The organism is Halomarina rubra (assembly GCF_023699475.1).
Lineage (GTDB): Archaea > Halobacteriota > Halobacteria > Halobacteriales > Haloarculaceae > Halomarina > Halomarina rubra.
Genome location: NZ_JALXFV010000008.1, coordinates 210,274 through 227,413, shown reverse-complemented (window position 1 = coordinate 227,413; position 17,140 = coordinate 210,274). Strand labels below are relative to the sequence as shown.

The following is a 17,140-nucleotide window of genomic DNA, read 5'->3' as shown; positions in this document are numbered from 1 at the left end:
CCGCCGGGACGAACGCCGACGCGCTCGCCGAGGTCGTCGCGGTGGCGACGCTCGCCGGAGAGCTCTCCTTGCTGGGGGCGCTCGCGGCCTCCCACCTCGCGAGCGCTCACGAGGAACTGGGCCGGTAACGTTCGAGAACGACGTCTCTCCTCTCGGTTCGCGTGTCGGGCGCTCAGTCGTCTTCGAGGTACGAGCGCGTGGCGACGGCTCCGAACACCAGTACGCCACCGACGAGCAACACGGCCACGCCGAGGTCGGCCGCGAGCGCGACGAACACGACTGCGAAGCCGATGGCGGCGAGGCCCTGTAGCCCGGCCTGGATGCGTTTGTCCTTCGCGGCCGCCGGGCGGGCCTGCGCCGAGGCGGCGAGCGAGCCGAGCGCGGCGACGGTGAACCCGGCGGCGACGACGCCGATACCGAGCGCCGTGAGGCTCACGTCACCGACCGACGCCTCGACGAACGTCCCCAGCAGCGCGAGACCACCACCGACCAACAGACCGAGTCCCTGTGCGACCGTCGTCGTCCGCTCGATGTCCATACCGACGCACTCTGGCACGGGGCGCTTCAGCGTGTCGTTTCGCCGTGTTCGACCGACGAACGAGGACCGTCGCGGGTCAGTCGCGGCGTGTCTGCGCGACGAGGAACGCCACGCCGCCGAGCAGGACCGCCAGCCCGGCCCAGAGGAACAGCAGACTCCCGATACCGGTCGAGAGGAACAGCAGGCCGAATCCGACCGCGCCGACGCCGTGAGCGAGCGCGACCGTCCGCTGGCCTCGCCGGGCGAACCCGACGGTCCCGATGGCGAACCCGAGCGACAACGGGGCGGCCGACAGCACGAACGGTGGGACCGCCTCGCCGGCGACGGTCACCGAGGGGACGACCGGCTGGACGAGCACGAGGACGCCCGCACACGCGACGAACGCGCCGACGACCAGCGGCATCGGGTCGACGCCGTCGCGGGTCGGTCCCCCGTCCCGCTCGTCGGCCAGCAGACTGTCGGGGTCGTCAAACTCGTCGTCGCGCCAGTCGGACGGTTCGTGGTCGTCGGTCTCCTCGGAGCGAGCGGCCGCCGCCGAGCGGTCGGTGCGGTCCGAGCGCACGTCAGAGCCTGCGGTAGCGGCCGTTCGACTCGGTCACCTCACCGCGTCGGGCGAGTCGGGCGAGCGCCGAGCGGACGTAGTCGGCGGGGACGCCGTGGTCGGCGGCGTAGTCGACCACCTCGTCTTCGGTCGGGCGGTCGAGGTCGTCGAGCGCGGTCTCGACGGTCTCCCTGCGGCTCATCGACGACCCCTGTCCTCCCTCGGCGCGGTCGCCCGCGGCGGCGACGGCGTCGGTGTCGAGTCCCGAGCGGTCGAGGAACTCCTCGGCGCTCATCCCGGCGGTGTCGGCGTCCTCGTCGAGGTCCGAGAACGTCCCGAGCGCCTCGTAGGCGTCACCGTGGCCCGAGCGTTCGGCGAGGAGTCGAGCGCGAATCTCACGGACGGCGTCGACGTCCTCGTTCCGGTAGAACGTGCGGAGCTTCTCGAACTGCGACGTCCGCCCACAGCGCTGGCACTTCGTCGTCTCGGGTCGCCCGTCGACGATCTTGAGGGCACGACAGTCGGGACACCCCACGACCGAGTACATACGTCGACTACCGCCCCGACCGTCGAAAACCCTCCGAAGGGTTAGCACGTTCCGCCCCCAGTGGTGAGTATGCAGGTCGTCACCCCCGAGGAGTGGGACCGGGTCGAAGCCGTCGAGGGAGTCGAGTTGGGGCAGCTACTCGCCGGCGAGTCGGTGAGTCTCCAGTACTTCCACATCGAACCCGGCGCGGACGTCCCCGAACACAGCCACCCTCACGAACAGACGGGCTACGTGGTCGACGGGACGCTCACGTTCGTCGTCGACGGCGAGGAACTCGTCGTCGGCCCCGGCGACGCCTACGACATCCCGAGCGAGGAGCCACACGCCGCACGCAACGACGGCGACGCGGTGGTGACCGGCGTCGAGTTGTTCACCCCGCCGCGGCGCGACCCCGACTGGGCGGAGTGAACGCGGTGTGTGAGTGGACGGACGTCGCGGGAGACGCTGGTGTGTTCGCCGACGTCGGTCCCGACCACCGGCGACAGTCGGGGTCGTGGTGAACGTTTAGGCCGTCTCGCCGCGACGTGAGCCGTATGCGCCGCTGGTCCGTCGTCGTGCTCGCCGTCGTCGTCGTGCTCGCGGGCTGTGGAGCCACACCGGGCGGCCGTGAGGACGCGGAGCGACCGGCGACCGTGACGCCAGCGGCGGTGCCGACCGAACCCCCGACGCCCACGCCGGTCCCCGTCGTCGTGCCGGGCGTGACCGCCGACGGGGAGGTGTCTGCCGTCGCACTCGCGGCGGGCCACCGCGACGCGTTGGTCGGCGACTCGTTCACGCGGTCGGCGACCAGGACCATCAGCGAAGCCGGCACTCTCGTCCGGCGGACCGAGCGCCGCTACCGCGTCGAGCCGTTCCGCCCCGAGTTCCGCTACCACCAGAACCAGACCATCGCGGGGTCGTACCCCGCGCGGGCGGCCGTCGCCCGCCTCGACCTCTGGAGCAACGGCTCGGGCGTCGTCGCCCGCCTCGAAGACGACGACGAGGTCCGCTACCAGCAAGCGCCCGCCGACGAGTTCAGTTCGCTCGTCGTCGGCATCACCGGCGACGAGCGAGTGAGCGCGCTGGGCGGTGCGTTCTCGTTCGTGGTCCGGGATGGGCCGACCGCCGACACCGTCCGACTCGTCTCGACTGGCCTGCGGACTCCCGCCGCGCTCGACGAACCACCCCTCACCACCGACGTCCGCAACGCCTCGCTCACGATGGTCGTCACGCGGGCGGGCCTGGTCCGGTCGTACCGACTGACCTACGACGTGACCCTCGACGAGCGGACGCTCCGGGTCGTCGAGAGCATGCGTATCACCGCCGTCGGCGACACCCAGGTCGAACGACCGTCGTGGTACCGATTCGCCGTCGAGAACGGAAGCCAACCTCCAGAACGGACCGGCCCGAACGGGAGTCGCGGCCGGTACGTTCCGTCACCGTGACGACCGTCACCGTGACCGGTGACGGCGTGCCGGCACGCCGGGCGCTTCCGCTCCTGGAGTGGCGTCGAAAGAACGGGTCGAGGGTCGAGACGTCCGGTTACGCGTTCTGGCGGATGCGCTCGGCGACGCGCTCTGCGAACTCGCTGGTCGCGAGTTTCTCGCCGCCGTCGATCTGACGTTCGATGTCGTAGGTGACCTCGCCGGCGGAGATGGTCTCTTCGAGGGCGTCACGGACGAGGTCCGCGGCGTCGGTCCAGCCGAGGTACTCGAGCATGATGCGGCCCGAGAGGATGAGCGCCGAGGGGTTGACCTTGTCCTGACCGGCGTACTTGGGCGCGGAGCCGTGGACGGGTTCGGCGAGCATGCGACCGTCACCGATGTTCGCGCCGGGTGCGATGCCCAGGCCACCTATCTGTGCGCCGGCGGCGTCCGAGAGGTAGTCGCCGTTGAGGTTCGGCATGGCGAGCACGTCGTACTGCTCGGTGCGCGTCAGGAGCTGCTGCAGCATGTTGTCGGCGATGCGGTCGTTGACGACGACGGCGTCCTCGGGGGCGTCACCGTCGCGCTCCTCCCAGAGCGTGTCCTCGGTGATGACCTCCTCGCCGTACTCCTCCTCTGCGACCTCGTAGCCCCAGTCGCGGAACGCGCCCTCGGTGAACTTCATGATGTTCCCCTTGTGGACGAGCGTGACCGAGTCGCGGTCGTTCTCCAGCGCGTAGTCGATGGCCTTGCGGACGAGGCGTTTCGTGCCGAACTCGGTGATGGGCTTGATGCCGATGCCGACCGGGCCGTCGTGGATGGTCGAGTCGAAGCCCATCTCCTCCTCGATGAACTCGCGTACCTCCTCGACGCCGTCGGAGCCGGCCTCCCACTCGATGCCGGCGTAGACGTCCTCGGTGTTCTCACGGAAGTTGACCATGTCCATGGCCTCGGGGTTCTTCACCGGCGACGGGACGCCGTCGAGGTGGAACGTCGGGCGCATGTTCGTGTAGAGGTCGAGCTTCTTCCGGAGCGCGACGTTGAGCGAGCGGAACCCGGCACCGACGGGCGTCGTCAGCGGACCCTTGATGGCGACGCGGAACTCCTTGATGGCTTCGACGGTGTCGTCGGGCAGGTTCTCGTCGTAGCGCTCGCGGGCGGACTCGCCGGCGTACAGTCGCATCCAGTTGATCTCGCGACCGGTCGCCTCCGCGGCGGCCTCGAGAACGGTCTGGGCGGCGGGACCGACGTCCTGTCCGATACCGTCCCCGTAGATGATGGGGATGATGGGGTTGTCGGGGACGTGGAGCTCCTCGCCGTCGTCGGCGACGGTGATCTTCTCGCCCTCCTCGGGAACGTCGACCTTCTCGTAAGACATTGGCGGCAACTCCACACGTCGCGGTAAAAGGTCTGCCGTTATCCGACGAGAATCGGGGATGTCATGGGTTCTCGTGGGGTTCGGCTGACGTTTCCCCACTCTGCACTCGGCCGGACCGTGGGGGCCCCGGACCGCCCCCGACCGCTCAGTCGCGGACCGCCGCGACCAGCGCCCGGGCCTGGTCGCGACCCTGTTCGACGAGCGCTCTCGGGAACCGCCGGCGCGCTCCCGCGAGGGCGTCGTCGAGTGCGGTCGTCGCGTCCTCGAACACACCCTCGCCGTGTCCGAACAGGACGCGTTCGGGCTGGAAACCGGCGAACAGCGCTCGGGGCGGGACCGGGCGACAGAACAGGTAGACGCCGAGTCGCTCCTCGGCGGTGGTCCAGCCGGGGGCCGACCCGAGGCTGTCGGCGGCGTACAGCGTCCCGTCGCGCTCGCGGTAGGCGACCGTCTCGCGCCACGAGGGGAGCGGCGTCGCCTGTCGGAACCCGAACCCGCCGTCGCCGTTCCGGAGTCGTCGGGTGGGGACGTCGAGGCGCTCGGCGACGCGGTCCGTCTTCGGCGGGAGCGAGACGGGGACGCCGTGGCGCTCGGCGAGTGTGGCGGCGTCGCGGGTGTGGAAACTCGACAGGACGACGACGCCCGCCACCTCGCCGTACTCGGAGAGCAGGTCGTCGACGTCGGGCGCGTCCAGCGGGTCGAACACCCAGACGCCGTCCCCGTCGACGAACGCGTGACTGACTCGCCGCGCCTCCTCGTCGGGGTGGGCCAGCCAGCCGACGCCGCCGTCGAACCGGTCGACGACGGTGTGGTCGGTCGGCGTGCGCCGGTCGAACTGCATCGTCTCGGGACACAGACGGGCCGAAGAAAACGGTTCGCGTTCGTAATCGTCGAGGCAGCCTCGTCGACTCAGAACCGAGTCTGGTGGAGGTATCGGGCGTCGACGCTCGCCGTCTCGGTCGTCTCCTCACCGTCGCCGGCGTCCGTCTCCGAGTCGTCCATCGACGCGCCGGGGTCGCCGGGCAGTTCGACGGCCAGTGTGTGGTTGCCGGGGCCGAAGCGACCTTCGGCGGTGTCGAACAGCACCTGTTCGCTGGCGGCCGAGGCGTTCCAACCCGCGTCGGGCGTCTCGTAGCTCGCCAGCGAGAGCGTCTCCTCGCAGTCCGCGGCGACAGTGAACGCGACGACCGCGCGGTCGTCACCCACGTCGACCGACTCGACGCTGACACACTGCGTCAAGTTCTCGTCGGCGATGGGGCCGCCGACGCGGCTCACCGGCTCCTCGGTCGAGCCGTGGAGGTAGGCGAGCAGACGAGCCTGCTCGCTGTACGTCCCGTTCTCGCCGAGGTCGACGATGGGCGACCCCGCGACGAAGTCGACCTGGTAGTACGCCGACTCCGTCGGTTCGTCGACGCGCACGTCGTAGCTCTCGCCCTCGGCGTCACCGAGCGCCGCGACCGACAGCGAAAGGTCCTCGCGCTCGACCGCCTCGCTGAACGTCAGGGTGCCGATGCTCACGGGGCCGGAGTCGTTCGTCTCCGCGCCGACGACACGGGCGAACGCCGTCGTGTCGCCATCGCGGTACTCGACGGTCGTGAAGAACTCGGGCGGGTTCCCGCCGGGGACGAGTTCCTCGACGGTGCCGGGTTCGTCGCCCTCGACGCGCACGGTGTACTCGTACGCGCCGACGCCGCTGACGTTCTCGGCGACGACCGCGAAGGTGTCGCTGGTGCCGTCCGCTGCGGGGTCGACCGCGACGAGGTCGACGGTGGGTTGGCCGCCGTCGCCCTCCTGGGCCGTGACGGCGGTGCCGCCGACCACGACCGCGAGGACCGCGAGTACTGCCACGCCGATACTGCCGAGCCGTCCGAGTCTGGGTGTGTCTGTCGTCATAGCCAGGAGTTCAGTTTCTGCACGTCGCTCACGTCGACGGTGCCGTCGCCGTTGAAGTCGTACGCGGGGGTGTTCGCCTGCACGAGCGGGTCGTCGAGCAGGTCGTAGAGCGCCTGCGCGTCGGCCTGCCCGAACGTGCCGTCGCCGGTCAGGTCCTCGTACCGCCCGTCGCCGTCCGGGTCGGTCGGCATCGCGTCGAACCCGGTGAGGGGCGCGACGTACGAGCGCCGTTCGACGATCTTCCCAGAGGCCCCGACGGCCACGTCGGGGATGGTCTCGGTGTCGGAAAGCGCGACGCCGCGAAGCCCGCTCTCGACGGGCGAGTCGTCGGCCTCCCAGCCGTTCTCGCGCAGTTCGTACAGTGCGCCGGAGGAGCCGACCGCGTAGCCGGTGTCGCCCTGGAGGTCGACGGCGAACAGCGACTTACCGCCGGCGTAGAGCTTCGTCCAGACCGCGCCGTTGTAGCGGTAGAGCGTCCCGTCGCCGGCCGTGACGACGATGCGGTCTTCGGCCTGGGCGTCGACGTCGTACAGCCCCGCCGAACCGCCGGGGATGCCGATGGTCGTCCAGGAGTCGCCACCGTCGGTCGTCTCGTACACCTTGCTGTTGGTGTCGACGATGTAGCCCGTCGAGCGGTTCAGGAAGGAGATGCCCTTCGCCGAGGAGCCGCCGCCGGGTTTGACGACGTCGCTCCACTCCATCGCGCCGCTCGGCTGGCGAGTCCCCCGGAGGTACTCGCCCGAGCCGTTGACGAGGTGGACGGCGTCGTCGTCGGTCGTGCCGGTGACCGCGATGCCCTCCCACGTCGATGTCTTGCCCTTCGGTGCGGAGTAGTTCGTCAGCGTGTCGTCGACCGCGTCGTACTGGCCGATGACGCCGGAGCCGCCGGCGAACCAGACGTCACGGCCGTCGTCGGAGACGCCCGCGCAGGTGAGCGTGTTCGACTTCGCGAGCGGCCCGAACTCGACGACTTTCTCCCAGCCGTCGGGTCGCCGCGCGAGGACGTCACCGCCCGCGCCGACCGCGAACGGTCCCTCGCTCGACTGGACGGCGGCGTACAGCGTCTTGCCCGTCGGCGAGGCGACTTCGCGCCACGGGCGGTCGCGGAGTTCTTTGATCTCGGTCGGCGACCCGTTCAGCGTCAGGTCGACGTTCGCGGGCGCGCCGCTCGTTATCTCGAAGTCGAGTACCTCCCCGGAGTAGCTGTAGGTGTCGGTGGCGTCGGTGCCGCCGACGGTGCCGGTCACCACGTCGGGCGTGCCGAGGTTGCTCGTGAGCGCGTCGGCGCTCTCGACGTCCGCGCCCTGCTCGACCGCACCGTCGACGACGAGGCGGTAGCCCGTCTCCTCCGTGCTCGTCGTGGAGATGGCGAGCGTGTTCGGGAGCGGCTTCGTGTAGTCGCCGCGCTCGACGACCGACCCCGAGGAGCCGACGGCGACGTCGGGGAACGCCCCCGACGTGTCGAGTGCGCACCCACGGAACGCCTTCGTCGTCGGCGTCTGGACCTCCGACCAGCCGTCCGCACCGTACTCGTAGACGACGCCCCCCGACCCCGAAGCGAGACCGGTCGCCCCGTCGTGGTCGACGGAGTAGATGGCGTTCGTGCCCGGCTTCTCGGGCGTCCAGCGCGTGCCGTCGTAGCGGTAGATGTAGCCGTTCCCGCCGCTGACGAAGACGAGACTCGGCGAGACCGGCGCGATGTCGTAGAGCGCGACGCCGGCCCCACCGGAGCCGATGCCGATGGTCGACCAGGAGTCGCCACCGTCGGTCGTCTCGTACACCTTCCCGTTGGTGTCACAGATGTAGCCCGTCGTCCCGTCGATAAAGGAGACCGCGGTTGCGGTCGACCCGCCTCCGGGCTTGATGGCGGTGTCCCAGTCGACGCCGCCCTGGGCGTTCTTCGTCCCTTTGAGGTACTCCCCGGAGCCGTTGGTGAGGTGGACGGTCTCGCTGCCGGCCGACCCGGTGACGGCGATGCCCTCCCACGTCGAGGTCTTCCCGCCCGGCGCGGAGTAGTCGGTGAGGCGCTCGTCGACGACGTCGTACTGGCCGACGACGCCCGAGCCACCCGAGAACCAGACGTTGCGGCCGTCGTCGGTGACGCCGACGGCGCGCAGGCCGTTCGACTGGACCGTCGGGCCGCGGTCGAGGACGAGTTCCCACCCGTCGGGCCGGCGTGCGAGGACGTCGCCAGAACCGCCGACGGCGTACGGTCCTTCGGTGGTCTGGACGACGCCGAGCAGCGTCTTGCTGGTCGGACTCTCGTACTGTGTCCACCCGTTCTGCGTCTCGCCGGGAGCGGCGAACGCTTCGTACGTACTCCCCGCACCCACGCCCGCGGCCGCGACGCTCACCCCCGCGAGTTTGAGGAAGCTCCGCCGACTGTGCCCTTCGTTTCCTGGCATTCGTGCGAGAGCGCAACGACGATGGGGTTAGCTATGGGGCGGCTGTCTCGTCGGTAGGACAGTCATACTACCGTGGTAGTTGCGGGAGAAACGGGCCGACGAACGGCGGCGTTTCGGGGGCGAGTACCGAGTCGCCCGGAGTTAAGGGGCTCCCAACGCCACACCAGCCATGTACGTCATCGCACACGGCGGCGCGGGGAGCGCCATCGAGGACCCGGAGCCGAGACAGGCGGTGCTGGACGAGGCGGTCGCGGCGGGCCGGGACGAACAGACGCCACTGGACGCGGTCGTCGAGACGGTCCGCGTCCTCGAATCGTCGCCCCGGTTCAACGCCGGGGTCGGCGGGTCGGTCCAGTCCGACGGCGTCGTCCGGACGGACGCCGGCGTGATGACGAGCGACCGTCGCGTCGGCGCGGCCAGTTCGATGCCCGGCGTCGAACACGCCAGCGAGGTCGCCCGTCTCGTGCTGGAGGAGACGCCCCACGTCTGTCTCTCGGGCGTCCACGCCGTCGACCTCGCCGACGCCTACGACGTCGCGGTCGACGCCGACCTCTGGAGCGAGCGCACTCGCGAACAGTGGGCCGACGAGGAACCACCCGCTCGCGACGACATCCGGGCCCAACTGGAGTGGCTCCGCGACGACTTCGGGGGCGCGCCGGAGGGTGACTCGTCGGGTGATGGGACAGAGTCGACCGACGGGAGCGACGCCCACCACGAGTCCGACACCGTCGGTGCGGTCGCGACCGACGGCGAGACCGTCGCGGCGCTCACCTCGACGGGTGGGCGCTGGCGGGCGCTCGCTGGTCGAGTCGGGGACGTCCCGCAGGTCGGGTCGGGCTTCTTCTGTACGCACGCCGGCGGCGCGAGCGCGACCGGTGCGGGCGAGGACATCGTCCGGGTCACGCTGGCCCGACGAGCGGTCGACCACCTCGAACTCGGCCGAGACGCGCAGTCGGCCGCGGAACTCGCCATCGAGGAGTTCGAAGACATCACCGAGAGCAGCGCGGGCGTCGTCGTGATGGACGCCGAGGGGCGGGCCGGGAGCGCGTTCAACTCCGATGCGATGCAGACCGGCCGACACGCGAGCGAAGACACGGAGTGATGGAGCCGTCCGGTCTCGTACCCCGAAGCCGAGCGCGTCAGTCGCGAGACGACCGAACCACGACGAGTCGGTAGCGCCCGTCCTCGCCGGTCGTGTCGAGCGCTGCCCGCCCGTCCGCCGCGGTCGACGAGCGGGATGAGCTCGACGGGATGGTGCCTTTCTAAGTGAACTATATAGACGCTCGTTCGACAAACCGTCGCACGTGGTGGTGCTCACGGACAGCACAACCTCTTTCACTCGCACCGGGGTACGCGGAGTATGAGCGTCGACCTCACGACGGAGCAGTACGAGAAACACCGCGAGGCGGGCGAGATTCTCGCGGAAGTACGCGACGAGGCCGCCGAGCGCGTCGACGTGGGTGTCACCCACCTCGAAGTCGCCGAGTGGGCCGAGAACCGAATCCGGGAACTCGGCGGCAAGCCGGCGTTCCCGGTGAACATCAGTGTCGACCACGAGGCCGCCCACGCGACCCCCGGCGTCGACGACCCGACCGAGTTCGGCGAGGAGATGGTGAACCTCGACATCGGCGTCCACGTCGACGGCTGGCTGGCGGACACCGCCATCACCGTCGACCTCTCGGGCAACGACGACCTCGCCGAGGCGAGCGAGGAGGCGCTGGCGGCAGCCCTCGACCTGGTCGAACCGGGCGTCCACACCGGCGAAATCGGCGCAGCCATCGAGGAGACCATCGACGGCTACGGGTTCAACCCGGTCGTCAACCTCACCGGGCACGGCCTCGGCCACTGGCAACAGCACATCCCGCCGAACATCCCGAACCGCGCGGTCGACACCGGCGTCGAACTCGAAGCGGGCGACGTCGTCGCCATCGAACCGTTCGCGACCGACGGCAGCGGGAAGGTCGGTGAGGGGTCGACCGAGGAGATCTTCGCGCTCGAACACGAGCGGAGCGTCCGCAACCGACAGGCACGACAGGTCGTCGACCAGGTGACCGAGGAGTTCCGGACGCTCCCGTTCGCGACCCGCTGGCTCGACGCCGACCGCGCGTCGATGGCGCTCCGGCGACTGAAACAGCAGGGCATCGTCCACGGCTACCCCGTCCTCCAGGAGGCGGAGGGCTGTCTGGTGAGCCAGAAAGAACACACCGTCATCGTCACCGAGGACGGCTGTGAAGTGACGACGCGCTCGCGATAGCGGCCCTCCTCCTCGGTTCTGGACGGTGGCGTGGCGAACAGGCGACGCCATCGGTCCGGTAGTCGTCGAGACGACCACCCCGCCCACGTCGCGCTGCGTCGCACTCGGCGAGCGACGGTGCCGGCCGTCGTCGCCGTCCGGGCTCACGCCCGCGGGACGCGCCGTGGCGAGTCAGTCCACCACGACGCTGACCGCGTCTCGGTACGTGAACCCTCGGCTACTCGCGGCGTCGAGCGTGGAGTCGGCGAGTCGTCGTGACGTGGGTGACGAGCGGTGCACGACGAGTAACGAACGACGGGTGGTGTGCGACGAGCGGGGAGGGACGGTCGAGTGCGGTCGCTCGGGACTGGAGAAGAGCAACAGAAAGAGGGCCGTTACGCGTTGTTCATCCGCAGCGCGCGTTCGTGCCCACAGACCAGACAGGTGGTGACGCGGTAGGGCTCGCGCGAGAACTGTGCGTTCTCCGACTTCGTGCTCTCGGTGCGGATCTGGAGCGAGACGGAGTGGGCCGTCTCCTGGGTGCACTCGGGGCACTCCTCAGTCATGTCGTTCCGACTGTTCTGTGTCGCTGCCATCGCTCACCGCTACCGAGTACGAAGGTATAAAGGGGGTAAACCGTTGGGAGCTGTTCAGGGTGAAATTCGCCCCCCGTCGTGCGATTTTCGGCCTCGAACGCGTGTTCGGCCCAGAACCGTTCACAACTGTTTTTCCGACCGTTTCACGCCGATATCGACGTTGTGGGCCACAACAGCTAAACGGGGGGCAGGGCACTCGGCGACGCCAACAGACACCCTTAGGATGCCCCAAAGAGGCCGACACAGTATGGACCAGCTGTTCGCACCGTGGCGAATCGAGTGGGTCGAGCGCGACTCCGACGACGGCGGCGTCCCCGACGACGACTGCGTGTTCTGCGTGCTCCCCGACCGGGAGGCCGACCGCGAGCACCGCATCGTCGCCCGGAGCGACCACGCATACGTGCTGCTGAACAACTACCCGTACAACCCCGGACACGCGATGGTCATCCCCTACGACCACGGCGGCGACTACCGCGACCTCTCCGACGCGGTGCTGCTCGACCACGCCCGGCTGAAACAGCGGACGTTCGACGCCCTGGAGACGGCCCTCTCCCCGCAGGCGTTCAACGCGGGGCTCAACCTCGGGGGGCCGGCAGGCGGCTCCATCGGCGACCACATCCACACCCACGTCGTCCCGCGATGGGGCGGCGACACGAACTTCATGCCCGTCGTCGCCGGGACGAAGGTCATCGTCGAGGCCATCGAGGACACGTACGACCGTCTGCACGAGGCGTTCGCGGAGCAAGACGACGCCGTCGTCGGGGAGTCCGGAGCCGTCCGGGTTCGGTGACGCCGTCGACCCTCGAACCGAAGTTTCGACGCGTCTAACGCCCACGTTCGAGGGGTACAGCCCACAGCGTCTTTACGTCGGAGTGTCTAACGAGGCGACATGGACCGCGTCACGGCGCTCAGACGGGTCGGTTTGCTCGTCCTGGGTGTCAACCTCGTACTGGCGCTCGCGAAGGGCGCGGTCTACCTCTACACCGGCAGTCTCGCCGTCGGCGGCGAGGCCGTCAACAGCCTCTCGGATACGGCGTACAGCCTCGTCGTCGTCGGGGGACTCTACCTGACGACCCAACCGGCCGACGACACGCACCCCCACGGCCACGAGCGCATCGAACCGTTCGTCTCGCTGGTCGTCGCCATCGGCATCTCCGTCGCCGGGATCGGCGTGCTGTGGCAGGCGGTCCAGTCGGTGCTCGCCGGGGGAAGCGACGGGACCGCTGGCCTCCTCGCGGCGGGCGTCCTCGCGGGGAGTGCGGCCGTCAAGTACCTCCTCTATCGCTACTGTGCGCGGGTCGCCGACCGCCACAACTCACCCGCACTCCGGGCGACCGCGCTCGACAACCGCGCGGACATCCTCACCGCGGGGGCCGCACTCGCCGGGGTGGCGGGGGCCGCACTCGGCTTCCCCGTCCTCGACCCGCTGGCGGGGGGTGTCGTCGCGCTGGGCATCCTCTACACGGGGTTCGAGATCGGCCGGGACAACGTTCGGTACCTCGTCGGCGGTGCGCCCGACGCCGACCTCCGCGCCGACATCGTCGAACGGGCACTCACCCACCCGGACGTCCACGGCGTCCACGACGTCGTCGCCCATCACGTCGGTCCGGAGATAGACGTGAGCCTCCACCTCGAAATCGAGGGCGACCGGACGGTTCGGGAGGCACACGACATCGAGACCGACGTCGTCAGGGAGATACGAGCCATCGACGAGGTCGACGACGTGTTCGTCCACCTCGACCCCCGCGAACTCGGCGAGTGGAAGGAAGACGACGACGACCGCATCCCCGCGGCCGACCGGGGCCGACAGCGACCCGACGCCGACCGGCGCTGAGTCGCTCGCAGTCGCTCGGGGCGAACCGTCTCACAGACGTTTCGGACGACGGAGCACCGAGGGTGCCCCGTTCGATTCGGGTTACGAACCGTTCTCGGACCCGTTCGACGAGTTACCGCCGTCGCCGACGGTGACGGTCACCTCCGCGTTGCCGGCGACCGTCTGGACGACGTAGGTCGACTCGCCGCCCGAACTCGACGCGGTGAACCGTTCGGTGTGCTCGCCCGTCTCGCCGGCGGCGACGTCGACGGCGAACGGTCGCATCGGCCGGTTGGGTGCGGACCACCAGACGACCCCTCGGGCGGTCCCGGCGGTCTCGCCGTCGTTCGAGAACCGCACGGTGAGGTCGAACTCCGACCCGGGAGCGACGGACGCCGGTGCGTCGACGCCGTCGAGCGAGAACGACGGGACGGGGTTCGAGAGCGCCGAGAGCGTCTCGGAGTCGAGTTCCCAGCCAGATTCGGTGCCGTCGACGACGACGGCCGCGTTCGAGTAGTCGACGCCGCCGACGGCCGGGAACGCGACCCAACCGCTGGTAGCGCCGTTCTCGGGGTCGTAGCGCTCACCGCGCTCGCGAAGCGGGTTCCCGCTCACCGGGTCCGCCGACAGGTAGTTGCCGTTCGACTCGGTGACGAGCATGAACGACTCTGGAGTCGGACCGCCCTCGCCCGCCTCGACGGTGGCGAGCAGATAGTAGGTCCCACTGGAGGCTTTGAGACCGTACTCCGACCGGTCACCCTCGCCCGTCTCGTACAGCATCGAGGACCGGACGCTCGGTTCGTCGAGCGTGACCGAGACGTCCTCGGCCGACAGCTCCTCGCCGAGCGCCGTCGTCTCGAAGTCGGCCAGGGAGGGCATGTTCCCGGACGGCGTGGGAGAGTCGGTGCCGTTCCCGGCGGGGGTGTCGGTCGGGTCGTCCGCGTCGGCGTCGCCGTCGTTCGAACAGCCGGCCAGTGCGGTCGCGAGGGCGACTCCACCGTACGTCAGCACGTCGCGTCGTTGGGGACTCATCGGTCGTCCTTTCGGCACACGGAGGATGGGCTTTCGGTTGGATGAAACGACCGCTTTACCGGAGTGTTCACACGGTAGACGTTTTCACACACGTCGTGTAGCGTCTCGATTGAGCGCCGCGAATCGACGCCCGTCTCACCGAACGATGAGCGATGCTCTCGGAGGCTGTCGGCACCGGCCACGTCGAGAGAGACAGGAGACCCGCGGCCGTCACAGGGGGTCGCCGAAGCAGTACACCGACTCCGCGCGGGTCACCTCGACGTCGAGGAAGTCGCCCGGTTCGACGCCGCGTTCCTCTGCGTTCGTGACGATGACCTGCCGGTAGGCCTCGTCGTAGCACTTCACCGAGTCGCCGGTCCCCTGCTCGACACAGAGCACCTCGTGGCGCTCGCCGACCATCGCCTCGTGGGCCTCGCGGACGATTCCCATCTTCAACTCGACCATCTCCTTCGAGCGTTCCTTCTTGAGCGTCCCGCCGAGCCCTTTCATGTTCGCCGCGTCGGTGCCGGGGCGCTTCGAGAAGCGCGTCACGTTGACCTTCTCGGGACGGACGCGCTCGAACAGGTCGAGGCTCTGGCGGTGGTCTTCGTCGGTCTCGGTCGGGAAGCCGACGATGAAGTCCGTCGAGCAGGTCCAGTGGTCGAGCGCCTCGTCGAACGTCTCGACGACCTCCTCGAACTCCCGGACCTGGTGTTGGCGACGCATGTCGCCGAGCACGTCGTCGCTCCCCGACTGGACGGGGATGTGCAGGAAGTTGTACAACTTCTCGTTGTCGGCGAACACCTCCGCGAGTTCCTCGCGGATGCCGTGGACGCCCTTCGGGTTCGCCATCCCGACCCGCACCCGGAACTCGCCCTCGATGTCGCAGATGCGGTCGAGCAGCGTGTGGAGCTTGCGTTCGCCCGTGTCCCAGCCGTAGACGCCCGTGTCCTGGCCCGTGACGCGAATCTCCTTCGCGCCCGCGTGGACGAGCGCGCGAGCCTTCTCGACGTTCTCCTCGACGCTCGGGCTGTCTATCTTGCCGGTCGCCTGCTTCGTGATGCAGTACGAGCAGTCGCTCATACAGCCGCGAGCGATGGGGAGGATGCCGACGACGCCGTCGAGGACGGGTTCGGTGTCGGGCGTCAGCGTCGGGCACTCGCCGTTGAGCGCGGCGCTGGGCACGTCGTCCCAGTGGACGACCTGCGCGTCGACGCCGGCCTCGCGGAACTCGTTGCCCTGAGCGAGCGCCATACAGCCGGTGACGATGAGGTCGTCGGTGACGCCTTCGAGTTCTTTGGCCCGCGTCAGCATGTTGCGCTCGGTCTTCTCGACCACCGTGCAGGTGTTGAGGATGGCGACGTCGGCCTCCTCGGGGCCGGGCGCGCGGTGGTGACCGCCGTCGCGCAGCGCCGCCTCGATGTGGCGGCTCTCCCCACGGTTGGCGGTACAGCCGTAGGTCTCGATGTGGTAGCGGGCCATCTTAGCGGTGATGCGACCCGCGCGGGGAAAAACGGCACGTTCCGGGTCCGGGGCGCACAGCGTTCGTTTCACCCGACAGTTCGACGACAAGAGCTATGCCGGCGGACTCGTTCGGTTCGACAGATGCCCTCCAGACGACAGGTCCTCGCCGCGGTCGGCGGGTCGTCGGTCGCGTTCGCGGGCTGCTCCGGGATGACCGACCAGGGGCCGACAGTCGCTCACGACCCGGGGACCGCGACCGATACCGAGTGGCGAATGGGTGCACACGATCGCCAGTCGACCGGCTACGCGCCGGACGCACTCGCACCCCGAGACGAAGTGCGAGAACGGTGGGGGACGTACGTCGACCACCCCTCGGGACGACCGATAGTAGCGGAGGGACGGGTAGTCGTCCCCGCGACGGGGTCACTAACCGCCTACGACCTCGGTACCGGAGACGAGGTGTGGTCGGTGGACCTCGACCCTGGCAGTTGGCCGCCCGCCCCTACCGTCGTCGACGACACCCTGTACGTTCCGGCGCGAGAAACGCTGCTCGCGCTATCGCTCGCCGACGGGAGCGAGCGGTGGCGACGGGACCTGCCCCGAGAGAGCTACGTCGCTCCCGTCACCTCCCACGATGACCGCCACCTCTACGTCGGCTGTCACGACGGAACTGTGATCGCAGTCGCCCCCGAGACCGGCGACGAGCAGTGGTCGGGGGAGGTGTTCGGGCCGGTGACGACGCTCACGAGCGACCTCCCGACACTCTACGTCGGCACCCAAGGCGGTGAGGTGTACGCCGTCGACGGCGACGGGACGACCGACGGGGAGTTGCAAGGTCGGTGGCGACGCAAGGTCGGGTCGAAGGTCCAGTCGGTCGCCATGGGTCGGAACCGAACGGCGTTCGTCGGGAGCTTCGGCGGCAGCACGCGTCGTCTCAACACCGGCGTCCACGCCGGGACCGACCACTGGGCGTTCGAAGACGGCCCCACCACCGACACAGACCTCGTGGTCACACGGGACCTCGTCGTCGTCTGCAACCAGGGGAGCATCACCGCGCTCTCGACGGCCGACGGGGGCGAAGTGTGGCGGTCGGAAGCGGGCGTGTTCGCGCCGCCGGCTGCCGCCGGTGACACGCTCTACGTTGGAGAGGACGAGCGCGTCGCGGCCTACGACCTCGACACCGGCGACCGGCGGTGGACACACTCGACGTTCGGACGAGCCGTCGGGGGCGTCGCCGTCGCGGAGGGCGCGGTGTTCTCCATCGCACGCGACGAGAAGACCTACCGACTCTACGCGCTGGAGTCGGCGTGAGGCGTGA

General features: G+C 69.5%; 18 protein-coding genes. 8 read left to right on the top strand and 10 right to left on the bottom strand.

The window, feature by feature from the left end; all coding sequences use genetic code 11:
* A partial coding sequence (locus tag M1L36_RS16010) for a hydroxymethylglutaryl-coenzyme A reductase family protein (protein ID WP_501162185.1) occupies positions 1 to 128 on the top strand: 128 nt, incomplete at its 5' end.
* A gap of 44 nt (positions 129 to 172) precedes the next feature.
* Here the strand turns inward: M1L36_RS16010 and M1L36_RS16005 are convergent.
* The 3 genes from M1L36_RS16005 to M1L36_RS15995 form a co-directional block, all read right to left on the bottom strand.
* Complete coding sequence (locus tag M1L36_RS16005) at positions 173 to 538, bottom strand: hypothetical protein (RefSeq protein WP_250874745.1); 366 nt, start codon at positions 536 to 538, stop codon at positions 173 to 175.
* A 76-nt stretch (positions 539 to 614) separates the two neighbouring features.
* Positions 615 to 1,100 (bottom strand): hypothetical protein, encoded by a 486-nt coding sequence (locus M1L36_RS16000; protein ID WP_250874744.1) that lies wholly within the window; start codon positions 1,098 to 1,100, stop codon positions 615 to 617.
* A gap of 1 nt (position 1,101) precedes the next feature.
* The gene (locus tag M1L36_RS15995) at positions 1,102 to 1,626 is read right to left on the bottom strand and encodes a DUF5817 family protein (protein ID WP_250874743.1); all 525 of its coding nucleotides are present in this window, start codon (positions 1,624 to 1,626) and stop codon (positions 1,102 to 1,104) included.
* Positions 1,627 to 1,695: 69 nt separating this feature from the next.
* On the opposite strand from M1L36_RS15995, the gene M1L36_RS15990 reads away from it, so the two are divergent.
* Complete coding sequence (locus M1L36_RS15990) at positions 1,696 to 2,034, top strand: cupin domain-containing protein (protein WP_250874742.1); 339 nt, start codon at positions 1,696 to 1,698, stop codon at positions 2,032 to 2,034.
* A gap of 125 nt (positions 2,035 to 2,159) precedes the next feature.
* Entirely contained in the window at positions 2,160 to 3,050 is an 891-nt protein-coding gene (locus tag M1L36_RS15985; RefSeq protein WP_250874741.1) for a DUF7537 family lipoprotein, read from the top strand.
* A 97-nt stretch (positions 3,051 to 3,147) separates the two neighbouring features.
* Here M1L36_RS15985 and icd read toward each other — a convergent pair whose 3' ends face one another.
* The 4 genes from icd to M1L36_RS15965 all read right to left on the bottom strand — a co-directional run bounded on the left by icd (position 3,148) and on the right by M1L36_RS15965 (position 8,705).
* Positions 3,148 to 4,407: an isocitrate dehydrogenase (NADP(+)) gene (icd, locus tag M1L36_RS15980; protein ID WP_250874740.1), complete on the bottom strand. Its 1,260-nt coding sequence runs from the start codon at positions 4,405 to 4,407 to the stop codon at positions 3,148 to 3,150.
* Positions 4,408 to 4,552: 145 nt separating this feature from the next.
* A complete protein-coding gene (locus M1L36_RS15975; RefSeq protein ID WP_250874739.1) occupies positions 4,553 to 5,248 on the bottom strand; it encodes a hypothetical protein in 696 nt (231 codons plus the stop codon).
* Positions 5,249 to 5,316: 68 nt separating this feature from the next.
* Positions 5,317 to 6,300, bottom strand: a complete 984-nt coding sequence (locus tag M1L36_RS15970; protein WP_250874738.1) for a hypothetical protein — start codon at positions 6,298 to 6,300, stop codon at positions 5,317 to 5,319.
* Positions 6,297 to 8,705, bottom strand: coding sequence for a twin-arginine translocation signal domain-containing protein (locus M1L36_RS15965; protein WP_250874737.1), 2,409 nt, complete (start codon positions 8,703 to 8,705; stop codon positions 6,297 to 6,299). Before M1L36_RS15965 ends, M1L36_RS15970 begins: the two co-directional genes overlap by 4 nt.
* Before the next feature lie 169 nt (positions 8,706 to 8,874).
* On the opposite strand from M1L36_RS15965, the gene M1L36_RS15960 reads away from it, so the two are divergent.
* Positions 8,875 to 9,807: an isoaspartyl peptidase/L-asparaginase gene (locus M1L36_RS15960; RefSeq protein ID WP_250874736.1), complete on the top strand. Its 933-nt coding sequence runs from the start codon at positions 8,875 to 8,877 to the stop codon at positions 9,805 to 9,807.
* A 258-nt stretch (positions 9,808 to 10,065) separates the two neighbouring features.
* On the top strand, positions 10,066 to 10,959 hold the full coding sequence (map, locus tag M1L36_RS15955) for a type II methionyl aminopeptidase (protein ID WP_250874735.1): 894 nt from the start codon (positions 10,066 to 10,068) through the stop codon (positions 10,957 to 10,959).
* Between the two features lie 374 nt (positions 10,960 to 11,333).
* Here map and M1L36_RS15950 read toward each other — a convergent pair whose 3' ends face one another.
* Complete coding sequence (locus M1L36_RS15950) at positions 11,334 to 11,534, bottom strand: DUF7835 family putative zinc beta-ribbon protein (RefSeq protein WP_250874734.1); 201 nt, start codon at positions 11,532 to 11,534, stop codon at positions 11,334 to 11,336.
* A gap of 247 nt (positions 11,535 to 11,781) precedes the next feature.
* Between M1L36_RS15950 and M1L36_RS15945 the strand changes: the two genes are divergently transcribed.
* Entirely contained in the window at positions 11,782 to 12,324 is a 543-nt protein-coding gene (locus M1L36_RS15945) for an HIT family protein (RefSeq protein WP_250874733.1), read from the top strand.
* Between the two features lie 99 nt (positions 12,325 to 12,423).
* The gene (locus tag M1L36_RS15940; RefSeq protein WP_250874732.1) at positions 12,424 to 13,368 is read left to right on the top strand and encodes a cation diffusion facilitator family transporter; all 945 of its coding nucleotides are present in this window, start codon (positions 12,424 to 12,426) and stop codon (positions 13,366 to 13,368) included.
* A gap of 81 nt (positions 13,369 to 13,449) precedes the next feature.
* On the opposite strand, the gene M1L36_RS15935 is transcribed toward M1L36_RS15940, so the two are convergent.
* Positions 13,450 to 14,379 (bottom strand): hypothetical protein, encoded by a 930-nt coding sequence (locus tag M1L36_RS15935; RefSeq protein WP_250874731.1) that lies wholly within the window; start codon positions 14,377 to 14,379, stop codon positions 13,450 to 13,452.
* Positions 14,380 to 14,589: 210 nt separating this feature from the next.
* The gene (locus tag M1L36_RS15930; protein ID WP_250874730.1) at positions 14,590 to 15,840 is read right to left on the bottom strand and encodes a tRNA (N(6)-L-threonylcarbamoyladenosine(37)-C(2))-methylthiotransferase; all 1,251 of its coding nucleotides are present in this window, start codon (positions 15,838 to 15,840) and stop codon (positions 14,590 to 14,592) included.
* A gap of 123 nt (positions 15,841 to 15,963) precedes the next feature.
* Here M1L36_RS15930 and M1L36_RS15925 point away from each other — a divergent pair, with 123 nt between their 5' ends.
* Positions 15,964 to 17,133, top strand: coding sequence for an outer membrane protein assembly factor BamB family protein (locus tag M1L36_RS15925; RefSeq protein ID WP_250874729.1), 1,170 nt, complete (start codon positions 15,964 to 15,966; stop codon positions 17,131 to 17,133).
* Positions 17,134 to 17,140: the final 7 nt, after the last annotated feature.